The organism is Kitasatospora sp. GAS1066B, assembly GCF_041262605.1.
In the GTDB taxonomy this organism is placed as follows: domain Bacteria; phylum Actinomycetota; class Actinomycetes; order Streptomycetales; family Streptomycetaceae; genus Kitasatospora.
The window spans coordinates 203,340-219,617 of record NZ_JBGCCO010000007.1; the positions used below are offsets into that span (position 1 = coordinate 203,340).

General features: G+C 73.4%; 13 protein-coding genes. 10 read left to right on the top strand and 3 right to left on the bottom strand.

Translation table 11 applies throughout. The features are described 5' to 3' along the window. Nucleotides 1-618 precede the first annotated feature (618 nt). Together ABH937_RS10290 and ABH937_RS10295 are read left to right on the top strand one after the other, a co-directional pair. Entirely contained in the window at nucleotides 619-1,893 is a 1,275-nt protein-coding gene (locus ABH937_RS10290) for an ATP-binding protein (RefSeq protein WP_370217980.1), read from the top strand. 82 nt (nucleotides 1,894-1,975) lie between these two features. Next, a complete protein-coding gene (locus tag ABH937_RS10295) occupies nucleotides 1,976-2,722 on the top strand; it encodes a serine hydrolase (protein ID WP_370217981.1) in 747 nt (248 codons plus the stop codon). A gap of 245 nt (nucleotides 2,723-2,967) precedes the next feature. Here the strand turns inward: ABH937_RS10295 and ABH937_RS10300 are convergent, their stop codons facing one another. Beyond that, complete coding sequence (locus ABH937_RS10300) at nucleotides 2,968-3,261, bottom strand: hypothetical protein (protein WP_280689278.1); 294 nt, start codon at nucleotides 3,259-3,261, stop codon at nucleotides 2,968-2,970. 219 nt (nucleotides 3,262-3,480) lie between these two features. Between ABH937_RS10300 and ABH937_RS10305 the strand changes: the two genes are divergently transcribed. Next, the gene (locus ABH937_RS10305; RefSeq protein ID WP_370217982.1) at nucleotides 3,481-4,488 is read left to right on the top strand and encodes a DUF3048 domain-containing protein; all 1,008 of its coding nucleotides are present in this window, start codon (nucleotides 3,481-3,483) and stop codon (nucleotides 4,486-4,488) included. Between the two features lie 67 nt (nucleotides 4,489-4,555). On the opposite strand, the gene ABH937_RS10310 is transcribed toward ABH937_RS10305, so the two are convergent. Next, nucleotides 4,556-5,020 carry a DUF5709 domain-containing protein gene (locus ABH937_RS10310; RefSeq protein ID WP_280693239.1) on the bottom strand — a complete coding sequence of 155 codons (465 nt, stop codon included), beginning with the start codon at nucleotides 5,018-5,020 and terminating at the stop codon, nucleotides 4,556-4,558. A 500-nt stretch (nucleotides 5,021-5,520) separates the two neighbouring features. Between ABH937_RS10310 and ABH937_RS10315 the strand changes: the two genes are divergently transcribed. The 7 genes from ABH937_RS10315 (at nucleotide 5,521) to ABH937_RS10345 (ending at nucleotide 15,614) form a co-directional block, all read left to right on the top strand. Continuing rightward, entirely contained in the window at nucleotides 5,521-5,787 is a 267-nt protein-coding gene (locus ABH937_RS10315) for a helix-turn-helix transcriptional regulator (RefSeq protein ID WP_280693238.1), read from the top strand. A 369-nt stretch (nucleotides 5,788-6,156) separates the two neighbouring features. After that, nucleotides 6,157-7,290 (top strand): hypothetical protein, encoded by a 1,134-nt coding sequence (locus tag ABH937_RS10320; protein WP_370217983.1) that lies wholly within the window; start codon nucleotides 6,157-6,159, stop codon nucleotides 7,288-7,290. Nucleotides 7,291-7,293: 3 nt separating this feature from the next. Next, on the top strand, nucleotides 7,294-8,130 hold the full coding sequence (locus ABH937_RS10325) for an ACP S-malonyltransferase (protein WP_280693236.1): 837 nt from the start codon (nucleotides 7,294-7,296) through the stop codon (nucleotides 8,128-8,130). A 5-nt stretch (nucleotides 8,131-8,135) separates the two neighbouring features. Further along, entirely contained in the window at nucleotides 8,136-11,816 is a 3,681-nt protein-coding gene (locus ABH937_RS10330) for an SDR family NAD(P)-dependent oxidoreductase (protein ID WP_370217984.1), read from the top strand. Nucleotides 11,817-11,829: 13 nt separating this feature from the next. After that, nucleotides 11,830-13,188, top strand: a complete 1,359-nt coding sequence (locus ABH937_RS10335) for an MATE family efflux transporter (RefSeq protein WP_370217985.1) — start codon at nucleotides 11,830-11,832, stop codon at nucleotides 13,186-13,188. Further along, the gene (locus ABH937_RS10340; protein WP_370217986.1) at nucleotides 13,176-14,657 is read left to right on the top strand and encodes a condensation domain-containing protein; all 1,482 of its coding nucleotides are present in this window, start codon (nucleotides 13,176-13,178) and stop codon (nucleotides 14,655-14,657) included. Before ABH937_RS10335 ends, ABH937_RS10340 begins: the two co-directional genes overlap by 13 nt. Before the next feature lie 96 nt (nucleotides 14,658-14,753). Next, complete coding sequence (locus ABH937_RS10345; protein WP_370217987.1) at nucleotides 14,754-15,614, top strand: YhjD/YihY/BrkB family envelope integrity protein; 861 nt, start codon at nucleotides 14,754-14,756, stop codon at nucleotides 15,612-15,614. A 9-nt stretch (nucleotides 15,615-15,623) separates the two neighbouring features. Here the strand turns inward: ABH937_RS10345 and ABH937_RS10350 are convergent, their stop codons facing one another. Further along, nucleotides 15,624-16,190 (bottom strand): TetR/AcrR family transcriptional regulator, encoded by a 567-nt coding sequence (locus tag ABH937_RS10350; protein WP_370217988.1) that lies wholly within the window; start codon nucleotides 16,188-16,190, stop codon nucleotides 15,624-15,626. Nucleotides 16,191-16,278: the final 88 nt, after the last annotated feature.

Consider the following 16,278-nt stretch of genomic DNA (forward strand, 5'->3'; position numbering starts at 1 on the left):
CCTGGCTGCCCATGCCGCCGGAGGTGCCCGCCCCGCCGAGCACCGCGTGCAGCCCCTGCCGGTCGACGCGCCGACCGCGGACCCGCAGACCGTGCCGGCGCCCCGCGCCGACGGTCTGACCCAGATGCGCGACCTGGTCTGGCGCGAGCGGGCCAGCGTCGAGGGCCAGGTGCGCTCGGTGCACGTCACCCCCGTCTCGGGCGTGCCGCAGCTGCAGTGCCAGCTCTACGACGAGACCGGCGGCATCACCCTGGTCTTCTTCGGCCGGCGTGACGTGCCGGGCATAAGCCCCGGCGTGCGGCTGCGCGCCGAGGGCATGATCGGCAACACGGACGGGAACCTGACGATCGCCAACCCGACCTACACGCTGTTGCCCAAGACCGAGGGGCAGCCGGCGGGCTGACGGACGGCGACGGTTTCGCCGAGGAGCGGCGGTGTCGGGGTTTCCCGGCGCCGCCGCTTCGCGTTTCCCGTCTGCTGCGGGCTGTGCCGGCATTTCGGGCCAGGGGCGATTCGTCGGGTTGCCGGCCGTGGCTTGTCCGCTCTGTCCAGCGACCTCGATCCGGCGGTGGCCCTAGCGTTCGGGGACCACGGCGGACGGACGAGAGGGTGGCACGCGTGAACTGGCTGATCCACGACTACCGCGAGGAGGACCTGGCGGCGGTCGTCCACCTGATCGACAGCACGGCCGGCCTCGGCCAGGAGTCGGTCTTCTCGCTCGCCGAGTGCATCGGCGCGCTGACCGGGCGGCAACCCGCCGTGGTCGCCGTCCACCAGGGCACCCCGATCGGGGCCGCGCTCGCCTGCCTGGCCGGCGACCGCGGCTGGGTGATGCGGATCGCCATCGCCCCCGCCTGGCGCGGCCGGGGCCTGGCCAGCGCGCTGCTGCGGGAGCTGGAGCGGCGACTGGTCGCCGCGCGGGTGCGGCGGATCGCCTACGTGCTGCCCGAGGAGGAGCTGCTCGGCGAGGGCCTGCGCAACGCCGGCTACCAGCGGCGCCCGGCCGCCGCGTACTTCGAGAAGGTCGAGCCGGCGGGCGGCTCGGCCACCGACCTGCTGGAGGAGCTCGGCGGCCGGCTGGTGTCCGGCGACCTGTGGGCCGCCGTGGCCGGCATGGCGGCCGAGAAGGACCTGATCGAGCGCCGCGTGGTCCTGCCGCTCGCCGAGCCGGAACGCGCCGCCCGCCACGGCGTGCGGCCACCGCGGGCGATCACCCTGTTCGGCCCGCCCGGCACCGGGAAGACCACCTTCGCCCGGGCCATCGCCTCCCGGCTCGGCTGGCCGTTCGTCGAGCTGCTGCCCTCCCGGCTCGCGGACGAGGGCAATCTCGCCGCCGCGCTGCGCACCGCCTTCGCCCGGATCGGCGAACTCGAACGGGCCTTGGTCTTCATCGACGAGGTCGAGGAGATCGCCCCGGTGCGCGGCGACGGCCCGGCCGCCGGCAGCGGCATGCACGGCGTCACCAACGAACTGCTCAAGCTGATCCCCCGCTTCCGCGAGGGCGACGAGCGCCTGCTGGTCTGCGCCACCAACTCGATCCGCAGCCTCGATCCGGCCTTCCTGCGCCCGGGCCGGTTCGACTACCTGATCCCGATCGGCACCCCCGACGCCGCCGCCCGCGCCGCCATCTGGACCCGGTACGCCGGGCCGAGGACGGACGTCGACCTCGACGTCCTGGTAGCGGCGAGCGAGCTGTTCACCCCCGCCGACATCGAACACGCGGCCCGGATCGCGGCCCAGGCGGCCTTCGAGCGCGACCTGACCGGCCCCGGCCAGCCCGCGGGTGCGGGGACCGACGACTACCTGGGGGCGATCGGCCAGTGCCGGCCGACCGTCACCGCGGCGATGATCGAGGAGTTCACGGCGGACATCGGCTCGCACGCTCGGCTGTGACGTTCCCGCCCGGTCGTGACGTGGCCGTCGGTATGGTGACAGCCTGTCACCATACCGAGCGCGCCAAGGCGTAGCATGAGGCGTGCTCTCGATCGCCCTCGCACCCTGGCGCGGCTCCCCGGTCCTGCTGCGGAACGCCGACGTGCCGCACGTGGCGGCCAGCACGATGAAAGTGGCCGTGCTCGCGGCCCTGTACCGCAGCGGGATCGACCTCGACCTGCCGGTTCCGGTCCACAACGACTTCGTCTCGGCGGTCGGCGGCCACTACGCCAACTCACCCGACCAGGACAGCGATCCGCGTCCCTGGGGACTGCTCGGCGCGAGTGCACCGCTGCGCTGGCTCGCCGAGCGGATGATCACCCACTCGTCGAACCTGGCCACCAACCTCTGCCTGGCGCAGGTGGGGGTGCCGGCGGTGGCCGAGGTCTGGCAGCGGGCCGGCGCCACCGGCAGCAGCACCCCGCGCGGCATCGAGGACGCCCCGGCCAGTGCCGTCGGGCTTCTCAACCGGGTCACCGCCCGTGACCTCATCCGGCTGCTGGAGTCACTGCACGCCGAGGAGTTGGCCGTCCTCGAAGGAAATGTGCACCGCGTGGACCTCGCGGCCGGGCTGCCACCGGGCACCCGGACCGCGTGCAAGAACGGCTGGATCGACGGAGTTCGCAACAGCGTCGCGCTGGTCCACCCCGAGGACGCCGCGCCCTACACGCTCGCCGTCTGCTACACCGGCCCGCTCGCCTCGGGCGACGACGTGGTCGACCCGGCGGCCCGGCTGCTCGCCCGGATCTCGTCCCAAGTATGGGAACGCCGCGGCGGGTTGATGCCATAGCCGGCTGTGCTGCTCGACGGACCGGGAAGGGCCGCGCACACCCCAGGACCCGCAAGGTGGGCTCCCTGCGCCGGCATTGTCCGGGTCAGGTGGTGGAGGTCGCCTTCCGGTCTCACAGACCTTCCAGCCTCTCAGCCCGGCCGGTCCAGCACAGTCCCGGCCGCGAATCCCCACTCGCCGTCCGAGACCCTCATCCGGTCGAACTCCCTCGCTCGCCCTGCGGGCCTCGTTCCAGGATACTCCCGTCACTCCCGGCGCAGCGACGGCACCGACAGCGGACTGCGCACGTCATCGGCCCGTGCGAGACACGTCAGGGACTCCCGGTACTCCTCGCGCGCGACCAGCCCCGCCAGCAGCGCCGCGGCCAGCAGGCACTCGGCCTCCTCCCGGGTGAGCCCCGGGCCGACCACGGCGGGCAGCGCGCGCAGCTCCGCCGTTCGACGCCGGCGCCGCCCGATGAACCGCACCAGACCTCGCACCGCCCGCCCCACCCACCTGCCCGCCAGCACGGCCGCCATCAACACCAGTACCACGATCACGACGGCCACCTCCGCACCAGCCGAACCCTCTCCCCTCCAGCCTCCTCCCTCGAGCCGCATCCCACAGTGCGCGCCGGGTCGGCGGGCGGGAGCGGCGATCCGGCCTGCTCTCGCCCGGTCGACGCTCGGCACCCACCGGGCTTGCCCGGTTCCCCAGTTGCCCGCGCCCGGTCCGAACGGGCCCATTACAGTGAAGCGGGGGCAGGAGGTGGTCTCGGAATGCCGAACTTCCCGCGGCGCAGGTTCGCCGCTCCCGTGGCCGCGGCCTTCGCACTGGCGCTGATCGGCGTCGGCGGCTGCGGCAGCAGCGCGAAGTCGCACCCCACGACCTCGCCGACACCCAGCGCGTCGTCCAGCACCGCCGGCGGGCTCTCACCGCTCACCGGACTGCCAGGCCCGGCCGGGCAGATCGTCGCGGTGAAGGTCGACAACATCGTCAACGCCCGCCCGCAGACCGGGATCAACTCGGCCGACGTGGTCTACGCGATCGAGGTGGAGGGTGGGCTCTCGCGGTTCCTCACCATCTTCGACAGCAACCACCTGCCACCGGGCGACAGCGTCGGCCCGGTGCGCAGCGCCCGCGAGAGCGACCTGCCGATCCTGCAGCAGTACGGCAAGGTCGACTTCGCCTACTCCGGCGCGCTGAGCCGGTTCCTGCCGGTGCTGAGCGACGCGAACATCTTCAACGCCTCTCCGCAACAGGACAGTTCCTCGTACTTCCGGGGCACCGGCAACGTCGCTCCGTACAACCTGTACGTGCGGCCCTCGGGGATCCTGCACACCTTCCCGGACTCGGCCCAGGCCAAGGACATCGGGTTCAAGTTCGGCCCGGCGCCGGACGGCGGTACGCCGACCGACAGCTTCACCGCGACGATGCCGGCCGCCTCGTTCACCTTCACCTGGTCCGCCGCGCAGGACAAGTACCTGGTGGCGATGGACGGCAAGCCGGCCATGACCACCGACGCCGGGCAGATGGGCGCGCCGACCATCGTGGTGCAGAAGGTGGCCGAGACCACGTCGCCGCGCGGCTTCATGGACTCCCCCGGGGTGCTCTCCCCCTACGCGCCGACCGTCGGCAGCGGGCAGGCGGTGGTACTGCGGGACGGCAAGGCGTACCAAGGCAGTTGGTCCAGGACCGACCCCAACGGCGGCACCTCGTTCAGCTTCGCCGGGCAGCCGTTGAACTTCCACCCCGGGCAGGTCTGGGTGGTGCTGGAGCCCCAGTGAGCTGACGTCGACTGACCGCCGATCGGATCCGATCGGCGGTCAGTCGACGTCAGGCAGTCGGTCGGCGTCAGTCGGCGTACTTGTACGTTTCGGGATCGTCCGTGGTGTACATCGCGGCCTCCTCCGCCGAGGCCGCGCCGCCGGAGATGCCCCGGTCGTCCGCGATCTGCTCGGTGCGCGCGCCGTCGCAGGCGATCAGCCGGCCGGTGCGGGTCTCCCCCGCCTCGGAGTCGACCGGCTCCGCGTCGGTGCCGTAGGTGTCGCCGATCCCGTCGCCGTCCGGCGTCACGATCTCGGGCAGTTCGGCGGCCAACCGCCGATCCAGGCTCTCCCCGTCGTGCTGCTCGGCCGCCGTGGTGCCGTAGCGGTTCACCGCGACCGGGCGGTCCAGCGGCGCGTAGCCCTCGTCCAGGGCCGAGTCCAGGCCCCGGTCGATCAGGGTGTCCTCCGGCTCCAACGGGCCGATGTCGTCCTGCACCTCGGAGCCGTCCGGTTGGTACACCTGGTCGCCCATCAACGTCTCCTCCGACATGAGCTCCTCCTTACCGGATCAAGGCCCGCACCGGCGCCACATGCCCAGCGTGGACCTTCGCCCAGCGGATCGCAGCCCGAAGCGGGCGGCGGGCCCCGGGAATTCCTGCCGGACGGGGTTGAGAACCAGCCAAAACACCCGACGACCGCCGGGGCGGAACTGGCGGGCGGCCAATCGTGGGAACAGAGTGACGGAGCTTCCGCAAGACACCGCGACGCACTCCCGGACGCAATAGCACGGCCAGGCCGAAAAGGGATCAAGCCGACCTTGACTCACCCGGGGGGATCGCGCCATCCTCGTGCGGAGGGCGGTCTCCGTTTTATCGACAGAGCCGCCCTCTCGATACGCCCGGACACCTTTTCGCCGGACACCCTCCGTCGTCGAAGTCGCCGCAGATAAGCGGAAGGCCATAAATGCGCCTGGAAAATGCTGAATCGGACAGCGGCAACCGCTGCGTATGCAGCACCGGGAGACTCAGAGGGCGGGAGCTCGCGCCCACGTTGGCCGCTCTGGTGCGGCTGTCGGAGCGGGAGCGCGAGGTCCTGCTGCTGATCGCCTCGGCCTACAGCGACGCGGAGATCGCCACCGAGCTGTTCATCAGCCATCGCACCGTGCGGGCGCATGTCAGCTCGATCTTCGACAAGCTCGCGCTCGGCAGCCGGGTCGAGGCGGCGGTGGTCGGCACCTACGGCCTGCTGGGCTGCGTGCATGTCACCGAGACCCTGCGGCCTGCCAGCGCCCGGCTGCCGGTCCTCGATCTCGTCTGATGCCGGCCCCGGCCCGCGGGCGGGGCCGGGGCGGGGGCCGAAGCGCGACACGGCGGGCCAGGACTGTCAGAAGTGACGATGACGACTGTCTGACACAGCCATGACGATAGATCCGGCCCAAGTCGGCCGAGTCCGCGTCCCAGCTGAAAGCGAACCCGAGTACAGGTTTCGCCTCCCAGCCGCCGTCCGAGTTCCGCGCGCCACCGACCGCTCCCGACCACGCTCGATCGGGCCCGCGGCATTTCTCCGTGCCATTTCCCGCCCGGCGCCCGGCGCGCCATTTCCGGTTCAGCGCACCAGCCCGGATCCCCGCGATTCGAGCAATTCCCCGCACCGCCCGGCCAATGCCCGACGACCCCTGGGTGAACAATGCGCACACTGCTGCTGTTCGACGGTCTCGGCGGTTCCTGCGCCGAACTGATCACGGAACTGCGCGACCTGTCCGCACAACCGGAGAACCGCGCTTTCTTCACCGTCGTGTGCGAGGCGGTGGAGACCACGCTCGACCATGTCGGCAGCGCCGCGTACCAGGAGCAGCTGCCCGCCGGAGTGCCGCTGCGGGCCTGGCTGCGCGCACCCACCGCCCCGGCCACGGCGCCGGCCGACTCGATCAGCGCGGGCGTCTGCACCCACGCGCTCCAGCTCTGCCGGCTCCAGCCGACCGGCCGGGTCGCGCCGCCCGTCGAACATCGCGAGGTGGTCGGCGCGCTCGGCCTGAGTCTGGGCCTGCAGGCGGCGATCGTCGCGGGCCTCGGCGCGCGCCGACCCGACGCCTTCCTCGACCTGTGTGCCCGGTCCATGCGGCTGGTCGTCCTCGCCCTGGTCCGAGCCCAGCAGCTGACCCGGGCGGACACCGTCGACCCGGAGCTGGTGCGCCGATACCTGCACGACCGGCCACAGGCCCACCGCCCCGCGCCCATGGCCTCGGTCACCGGCGTCGAGCGCGGCGTGCTGGCCGCGGCCGTCACCCGGCACAACGTGCGGGCCGATCCGGCGGGCACCGCACCGGCCGTCGAGGTCGGGCTGGTCGCCTCGCCACAGACCCAACTGCTCAGCGGCCGGACCCAGGACCTGCTGGACTTCCACTTCCGGCACGAGCGGTTCCTCGCCGAGGCGGGCGCGAGGTGGAGCTTCCTGCGCAACACGCTGCCGTTCCACAGCACCCGGCTGGCACCCGCGCTGCACCGCGAGGAGCGCGACCGCGGCTACCTCGGGGCCGGGCCGAGCGGCGCGCAGCTCAGGTTTCCGGTCCAGGCCACCGACGCGCCCCGCAATCTGCAGGAATCGGCGGACCTGGACGCCGAGTTCACCAGCCTGATGCTGGTGCGCCCGGTGGACTGGCCGGCCGCCGTGGCCCAGGCGATGGCCGCGTACGCACCCGAACGGGCCGTCGATTTCGGCCCCGGCCCCGCCGCGCGGATGTTCACCCGCGACTGCCTGCGCCCCGCGGGCCGCAGGCTGCGGTTCGACTCCGGCCCGCGGGCCTCGTTGCAAGGAAGGTGACCGATGCACTGCCTACTCTTCCCCGGGCAAGGCGTCCAGCGCCGCGGGATGGGCGCCGGGCTGTTCGAGGAGTTCGGCGAGCTCACCGCGGCCGCGAACGCCGTACTCGGATACTCCGTCGAGGAGTTGTGCCTGCGTGACGAGCAGCGCCGGCTGCGCGACACCCGCTACGCCCAGCCGGCCGTCTTCTTCGTCAACGCGCTGCTCGGCCGCAAGCTGCTGGCGGAGCGTCCCGGTGCCTACGACCGCCTCGCCGGGCACAGCCTGGGCGAGTACAACGCGCTGGTGCTCGCCGGCTGCCTGGACCTGCTGGACGCGCTGGTGCTGGTGCGGCGGCGCGCCGAGTTGATGGCGCAGGTGACCGGCGGCGGGATGGCCGCGGTGGTCGGCGTGCCGGGCGTACTGGTGGAACGGGCGCTGCGGGAGACCCAGCTCTCCAAGGTGTACATCGCCAACCGGAACGCCGACCTGCAGACCACCATCGCGGGCGACAGCGCGGAACTGCTGGTCGCCACCAAGGCGATGGCGACGCTGCCCGGCGCCCGGGTGGTCCGGGTCAACGTCAGCGGGCCGTTCCACACACCGCTGATGGAGCCGGTCGAGGCCGCGCTCGCCGAGCTGCTGCGCGGGTGCGCGTTCACGGCCGGGCAGCTGCCGGTGCACTCCAGCGTCACCGGCGAGCTCTTCGACCCGGCCGACGCGGTCGACCTGCTGAGCCGTCAGGTCTCCACGCCGGTGGAGTGGATCCGCACGGTGCGCGGCCTGCGCGCGGCGGGGGTCTCCCGCTTCGACGAAGTCAACGGGCGGACCCTGCTGCCCCTCACGGAAGGAATCCGCTGACTCCCATGAGCGCAGCGCACGCAAGCACGGACATCGCCGTGATCGGCATCGGCATCGACCTCCCGGGCGCCCGCGACCTCGCGGCGTACTGGCGGATCATCAGCTCCGGCAGCAGCCTGACCCGGCCGTTCCCCGCCGACCGGGGCCGCCGACTGGCGGAGTACGTCCGCTTTGCGCGGGCGACGACCGTCGAGCCGGTCACCGACCCCGAGGTCGACTACTACGACGGCTGCTACCTCGACGAGGTCGACGGCTTCGACTACGCCGTCTTCGGGATGAACCCCAAGCAGGCCGCCACCACCGACCCGCACCAGCGGCTCGCACTGCGCACCATGTACCGCGCGCTGGAGGACGCCGGGCACACCGGCGAGCGGGCGCGCGGCAGCCGGACCGGCGTCTTCGTCGGGTTCGCCACCAACCCGGGCTCCACGTACCTGGATTACGTCTGCCGGATCGACCCGGCGCTCGCCCAGCTCGCGCTCACCGGCAACATCCCCACCATGATGGCCAATCGGCTCTCGCACGTGCTGGACCTGCGCGGCCCCAGCCTGGTGGTCGACACCGCCTGCTCCGCCTCGCTGGTCGCCGTCCACCAGGCCAAGAACGCGCTCCTGGTGGGAGATTGCGACCTGGCCGTGGTCGGCGGCGCCCGGATCGTCTTCGCGCCGGTCAAGCACCCGCACACCAGGATCGGCATCGAGGCGGCCGACGGCATCACCCGCACCTTCGACGAGTCCGCCGACGGCACCGGCTTCGGCGAAGGCGCGGGTGCGGTGGTGCTCAAACGGCTGGCCGAGGCCGAGGCCGACGGGGACCGGATCCATGCCGTGATCAAGGGCAGCGCGGTGAACCACGACGGCCGCACCGAGGGGATCACCAACCCCGACTCCGACTCGCAGGCGGAACTGCTGCTCGCCGCCTGGCGCGACGCGGGCGTCGACCCGCGCAGCATCGGCTACATCGAGGCGCACGGGACGGCGACCAGCGTCGGGGATCCGGTCGAGTACGAGGGCCTGCGACGCGCGTTCGCCCGGCACACCGCCGACCCGCAGTTCTGCGCGGTGGGCGCGGTGAAGGCCAACATCGGCCACCTCTTCGAGAGTTCGGGGGTGGTGGGGCTGATCAAGGCCGCCCTCACGGTGAAGTACCGCACCATCCCGCCGCTGGCCAACTTCAAGGTGGCCAACCCGAAGATCGACTTCGCGGCCGGCCCGCTCTACGTGCCGACCTCCGCCCGGCCCTGGGCGGCGGCCGGCCCCCGGCGCAGCGGCGTCAGCGCGTTCGGCCTCGGCGGCACCAACGCCCATGTGGTCCTGGAGGAGTACCTCGCGCCGGCCGTGCCGCCCGCCGCGCCCGGCCCGCAGCTCTTCACGCTCAGCGCGGCCACCCCGGCTTCGCTCGCCCGGCTGGTGCTGAGGTACCTCGCGTTCATCGACCAAGGCGGCCTGGCCGGGGTCGAGTTCGCCGACGCCTGCCACACCGTCCGGGTGTCGCGCGCCGGGCACCGCCACCGGCTCGCGGTGATCGCCGACGGCGTCGCGCAGCTGCGCGCGGGGCTGGCGGAGAGCGCCGAGGGGACCCTGACCGACCGCGGCGCCCGGGCCGATGCCGAACTCGTCACCGCGGCCACCTCCTGGCTGGCCGGCGGCCCGCTGGACCCGCCGCCCGGGGCGGACTCCCGCACCCCGCGGATCGTCGACCTGCCCGGCTACGAGTACGACGACACCAGCTGCTGGGTCGACTTCCCGCCGGATTGGCGGGCCAAGCTCTCGGTCGCGCCGGTCGAGCGGCACCCGGTCACCCACGCCGTCGAGTTCCGTCCGGCGCCCGAGCCCGCCGCCCCGACGACGCCGGTGCGGATGCTCGCGCTGGTCGGCCCCGACGGCGCGGCGCACACCGCGCTCACCGCGGCGGCCGGCGCCCACGAGCTGCGCGTGCTGCGGCTGGCCGATCAGGCGGCCCAGGCGCCGAGCGCCGCGGACCCCGACCGCTTCACGCTGGACGCCGAGTCCCTCGACCGGGTCGCCCAACTGGTCCTGGACCACGAGTACACCCATGTGGTGCACGCGCTCTGCTTCGAGCGCGGCCCGGCCGAGGACGTGGCCGAGCTCGACCGCCGGGTGCGGGCGAACCTGTACAGCCTCTTCCAGCTGGCCAAGTCCCTGATGACGCACGGCGTGAAGGCCACCCTGGTGGTGCTGAGCCGCCAGGCCCTGCCCACCGAGCAGGGCGAGGCCTGCGCCGTCGAGAACTCGGCGGCGGTGGGCCTGGCCAAGGTGGTCACCCGCGAGTACCCGTACCTCGGGACCATGGTGGTCGACATCGACGACGCCGTGCCCGCCGCGGCGCTGGGCGGCCAACTCGTCTCGCCTCAGCTCGGGGTGTTCGCGCTGCGCGGCGACCGGCGGCTGCGCGAGGTCTTCGCCGAGCTGCCCGAACTCGCACGAACCGACGCCGGGCGGACCGGCGTTGAGCGAACCGACGCCGACGAGCCCACCGGGACCGCGCCGCCCGGCTACCTCAAGCCGGGCGGCGTCTACCTGGTCACCGGCGGCACCGGCGCGCTCGGCCTCGCGGTCGCCCGCTTCTTCGCCGAGTCGCGCACCGACCTCACCCTGGTGCTGCTCAGCCGCTCCGGCCTGCCGCCGCGCGAGGAGTGGCCCGCCGTGCTCGCCGCGGGCCCGGACCGGCATCCGATGGCGGCACGGGTCAGGGCGGTCGAGGAGCTGCTGGCGCTGGGCGCCACCGTGGAGGTGCGCCGCACCGACACCGGCGACCCCACCGCGCTGGCCGCCACGATGGCCGAACTGCTGGCGCGGTACGGGCGGATCGACGGCATCGTGCACGCCGCCGGCCTGCCCGGCGAGAGCAGCCTGCTGTTCCGCGAACCGGCCGACTTCGAGGCGGTGGTGCGCCCGAAGCTGCACGGCGCGTTCGTCCTCGACCAGGCCACCCGGGGCAACCGGCCCGACTTCATCGTGCACTTCTCCTCGGTCGCCGCCGTCTTCCCGGCCCCCGGACAGGGCGACTACGCGGCCGCCAACTACTACCTGGACGCGCTGGCCGGCGCCAACGCCGACGAGCACTGCCACGTGCTCGCCCTCGACTGGGTCGCCTGGAAGGAGATCGGCATGGCAGTGGACTACGGGACCAGCGGCGACACCATGTTCAAGGGCCTGCGCACCACGACCGCCCTGTCGATCATGGACGCCGCGTTGCGGTCCGGCCGCAGCCGCGTCTTCGCCGGCGAGACCAACTACGGCGGCGAGCTGGTCCACCTGCTCGGTTCGTACGACGTCGCGCTGGCACCCGAGGTCGAGGCCAAGGTGCGGACCGCCGTCGCCGCCGCCGAGGGCCGGCTGCGCCAGGCCGCCGAGCGGATCAAGCGCACCGTCGACGCGGTCACCGTCGAGCTCACCGGGCGCCCGGACGGCGCCTACTCGCCGGTGGAGCGCACGGTCGCCCGCTGCCTGGCCCAGGCCTTCGGCTACCCGGCGCTGGACCTGGAGGACGACTTCTTCGACCTGGGCGGGGACTCGATCATGGCCGCCTCGGTCGCCGGCACCATCTCGGCCTGCCTGGACGTCCGGTTCGACGTGGCCGACCTGCTCGCCGACCGGACCATCGCCGAGATCGCCTACCACATCGAGTCGTCGGGCGACCTGCTCGCCGACGCCGGTGCCTAGCCCGGGACACCCGGTGGCGGACCTGACCCAGGGCCCCGTGCTCTCCCGGATCGTCGGCTTCGCCCTGCCGCTGACCGTGGCCGACCTGCTGCAACAGGGCTACCTGCTGGTCGACAGCATCATCGTCGGACGCTACGTCGGCATCGACGGCCTCGCCGCCGTCGGTGCCGGGCAGCCGCTGTACTACCTGATGAACGCCATGTTCATCGGCATCGGCACGGCCTTCACCATCCGGCTGGCCCACCTCAAGGGCGCCCGCGACGGCGGCGGGGTGCGCGCGGTGGCCCGGTCGCTGACCCTGTTCAGCGTCGGGTGGAGCATCGGCGGCCTGCTGCTCACCGTGCTGCTGGCCCGCTACGCCTTCGACCTGATCGGCATCCACGGTCAACTGGTCGGGCAGGGCCGGGCGTTCCTGGACACGCTGGCATTCGGCTTTCCCGCGATCTTCGGCAGCGCGGCGGTCAGCGCCTTCCTGCGCGGTCTCGGCGCCGCCCGGGCCGCGATGTGGATCCAGGGCCTGGGCAGCGTGGTGAACGCCGCGCTGGCCTGGTACTTCGTCGCCGGGCTGCACCTGGGGGTGGCGGGCGCGGCGCTGGCCACGGTCAGCGCCGCGACGCTGGCCCTCGCGGTGGGCGCGCTGCACATCCGCCGCGCCCACCCGCTGGGGCCACGCGACGCCGCCCCCGCCGTCCGGCGCGAGCTCACCGACGCGCTGCGGCTCGGCGCCCCGCTGGCGATCCAGCACATCGGGCTGGCGCTCGGCATCATGGTGCTGGTCTGGATCATCGCGCGGTTCGGCGCGGTCTGCCTGGCCGCCTTCACCGTGGTGGCCAGGCTCGAGCTGTTCACCTCGCTGCTCTTCCTCGACCTGTCCGGCGGTCTGTGCGCGTTCGTCGCGCAGAACCTGGGGGCCGGCCGAACCGACCGCAACCGCACCGGACTTCGGCAGACCGTGCTGCTCACCCTGGCCCTCACCACGGTCGTCTCGGCGGTCGTGCTGCTGGCCCGCGCCCCGATCGCGGGCCTGTTCACCGAGGACCCGCGCGCCCGGGAGCTGACGGCCCGTTACATCCTGATCACCTACCCGTTCTTCGCCTGCTACACCGTCATGGTCGTGGTGCACGGCTACCTCAACGGCGCCCGGCGCACCGCCGTGCCGCTGATCTGCACCGTGCTCGCCTTCCTGCTGACCCAGGTCCCGGCCGCCTACCTGCTGCACGGACCGCTCGGGATCGACGGCGTGATGTGGGCGGTCGTGCTGGGCTGGGGCGTCGGCCTGGCCTACACCCTGACCTCGGTGCGCCGGCTGCTGCTTCCCGCTGCGGCGCCGCCGGCCACTCGGGCCGAGGAGGTTGCCACATGGGCGAAGTGACGATCCGTCAGATCTCCCTCGGCGGCGGCCGAGCCCGCACCGCGCCGCTCGCCTGGGGCCAGCGCACCACCTGGGACGACATGGGCCGCTTCCTGCCGGAGGTGAAGGCCTTCTTCGTGCTGTCCCGGCGGGTCCCGGTGCCGGCCGGCCTCGGCACGGACGCGGTGGTCGACGGGCTGCGCGTGCTGCTGGAACGTCACGAGTCGCTGCGCAGCCGGTACCACCGGGCTCCGGGCGCCGCGGTGGTGCAGGAGGTGCTGTCCGAGGGCCGGGTGCCGCTCACCGTGATCGACTGGACGGCCGCGGACGGCGAGCCCTTCGAGGCCGCCGTCGAGCGGGCGCAGCAGGCCGTCGTCACCCGGCGGATCGACCACGCGTGCGAACCGCCCGTGATGCTCACCCTGCTGACGCGGGCCGGCGCGCCGGCGCTGGTCGTCCTCGGGGTCTCGCACGTCGCCGCCGACGCGCGGGCCGTCGACCTGCTGATGGCCGAACTCGCCGGACTGCTCGACGCCACGGCGGCGGGCGCGGCCACTCCGCCGCCGTGGACCCGGTGGCAGCCGGCCGACCAGGCCGCCTACGAGCAGTCGCCGGCGGGGATGCTGCGCAACGCGGCGGCGCTGCACCGGCTGCGCGAGCAACTGGCGGCCGCCGCCCCCGGAGCCTTCCCCGCGCCGGTGCCGCCGGTGACGCCGCCTGGCCACCCGCGCTACCTCTGCGGCCGCCTGGAGTCGGCCGCCGTCCCGCTGGCCCTGCGGGTGCTCGCCCGCCGCCACCGCACCAGCACCTCGGCCGTGCTGCTCGCCGCCACCGCCGCCCTCGCCCGCGCGCTCACCGGCACCGAGCGCCACACCTTCGCCCTGGTTGCGGCGGGCCGCACCGACCCGGCCGCGCAGTACGCCATCACCAGCCTGAGCCAGACCGGCTGGGCCACCCTGGACACCGGCGTGGCGAGCTTCGCCGAGCTCACCGCGACCGCCGCCACCGCCCTCGCCGACACCGCCCGGCACTGCCTGCACGACCCCCGGGCGGCCCGCACGCTGATCCACGACCTGCAGCGGCGCAGCGCCGCACCGCTCGAGCTGGGCTGCCGCTTCAACGACATGTGGGCGTGGACCAGGAAACAGCCGGTCCACGCGTTGCCGGACCAGCGGGCCGTCCTGGCCGCCACCGCCGGCACCCGGCTCGACTGGCCCGCCGACCAGGCCACCGACAACGACCGGATCACCCTCTCCGTCAACATCTACGGCACCGCCGAGCGCATCGTCATCGAGGCCCTGGCCGACACCCATCGGCTGCCCCGGTCACGGCTGGGCGACCTGCTGCGCGGCTACGAGCGTCTGCTGGTGGAGCTGGTCACCCGCGAGGTGGCCCCGGCCGAGGTGGCCGAGCTGCTGGCCGCCGACTTGGCCGAGCAACCTGAGCGACCCGGCGGCCGTGCGGGCGAAATCACCGTTCCTGGCGCATGACCCGACCGGTACCGGGGATGCGGTCACCAGGAAGGTGGTCGAGATGGGCAGGCAGTCGAGCACGCCCCCGCGGTCGGCGGGCCGCGGGTGCCATCGATGAACGGCGCCCGCGACGCCGCACGCGGACGGGTCGCCGGGCTGCTCGACGGCCACCTGCTGGTGAGCTTCTGGCACGGTCTGCGGGCATGCGCCACCGAGCTGTGGCACCGGGGGCGCGAGGTCGAGCTGCTGCAACGCTCGATGGCGTTCGCGGCGCTCTACTTCGTCACCCTGGTGCCGCTGCTGGTGGTGATCGCCGCCGCCTCGCCCACCCGGGGCGACGGGATCACCGGCTGGATCACCGACGGCCTGGGCCTGACCACCCGCGGCACCGAGGCGGTCAGCGCGCTCTTCGCCTCCCAGCACGAGGTGCTCAGCACCACCACCGGGTTCGGTCTGGCCGCGCTCGCCGTCTTCGGCCTGTCGCTGATGGCCTCGATGCAGACCGCCTACGAGCGGATCTGGCAGCTGCCGCGCGGCCGCTGGCACACGGTCTGGCGGCAGGCGGTCGGCCTTGCCGGTCTGATCGCCTACATCATGATCGCCGCCTGGAGCGGGGCCCCGTGGAGCCGCAGCGACGCGCAGCCCAGCCTGCGGATCGCCGCCACGGTGCTCGGCGGCGCGCTGCTCTTCTGGTGGCTGCAGCGCCTGCTGCTGGGCGGCCGGGTCCCGTGGCGCACGCTACTGCCGGGCGCGCTGTCCACCATGGCCGCGCTGGCGGGGCTGCGCTTCTTCTCCCGGCTGGTCTTCGCGCCGCTGCTGGTCTCCAACGCCGTCTCCTACGGCACGGTCGGCACGGTGCTGGTGGTCCAGTCCTGGCTGATCGGGGTGGGCTTCACCGTCTACGGCGGCGCGCTCTTCGGGCGCGCGCTGAACAGCCGGTTCGGCTGGGGCGAGGACATCAGCACGGGGAGCTGAGCCCGCCGCTCAGCGCGCCTGCGCCGCCGTGCGCAGCCCGTCCAGGTGCAGCTCCAGGTGCCGGCGCCAGGCACCGGGCGCCACCGCGTCGCCGGCGTCCACGATGCCGCGCAGCGCCCAGGCGGTCGTCTGGATGTCGGCGAGTGCCACGTCGGGCCGGATCCGGCCGTGCCGCTGGGCCCGCGCCAGCAGCTCGCCGAGCAGCACCCGCAGCTGTTCGGTCTGCTCGGGCTGCGGGCGGCCGAAGACCTTGTCGGCGTAGCCGCGGTGGTCGGCGAAGGACTGGCCGAGGATCGCCAGGAAACGCTCCAGGCCACTGCCGTCGGTACGCTCCAGCTCGCACCGGGCCGCCTCGATCAGCTCGTCCAGGATCAGCCGGACCAGCTCGTCGAGCAGGTTCTCCTTGTTCGGGAAGTGCCGGTAGAGGGTGCCGACGCCGACCCCGGCCCGCGAGGCGATCAGCTCCATGCTGGCGCCGGAGCCGTACTCGGACATCACCGCCCGGGCGGCGTCGATCACCAGCCGGTGGTTGCGCACGGCATCCCGCCGCACGGTCCGCGTCCCGCTCTCCCGCACGGTGGTCCCTCCTCCTGGCGCGCCCGACATCCCCGCAGGTCATGAAGTCCCCGCAGGTCATGAAGTCTAGGTCGGCCGGGAGCGAAGC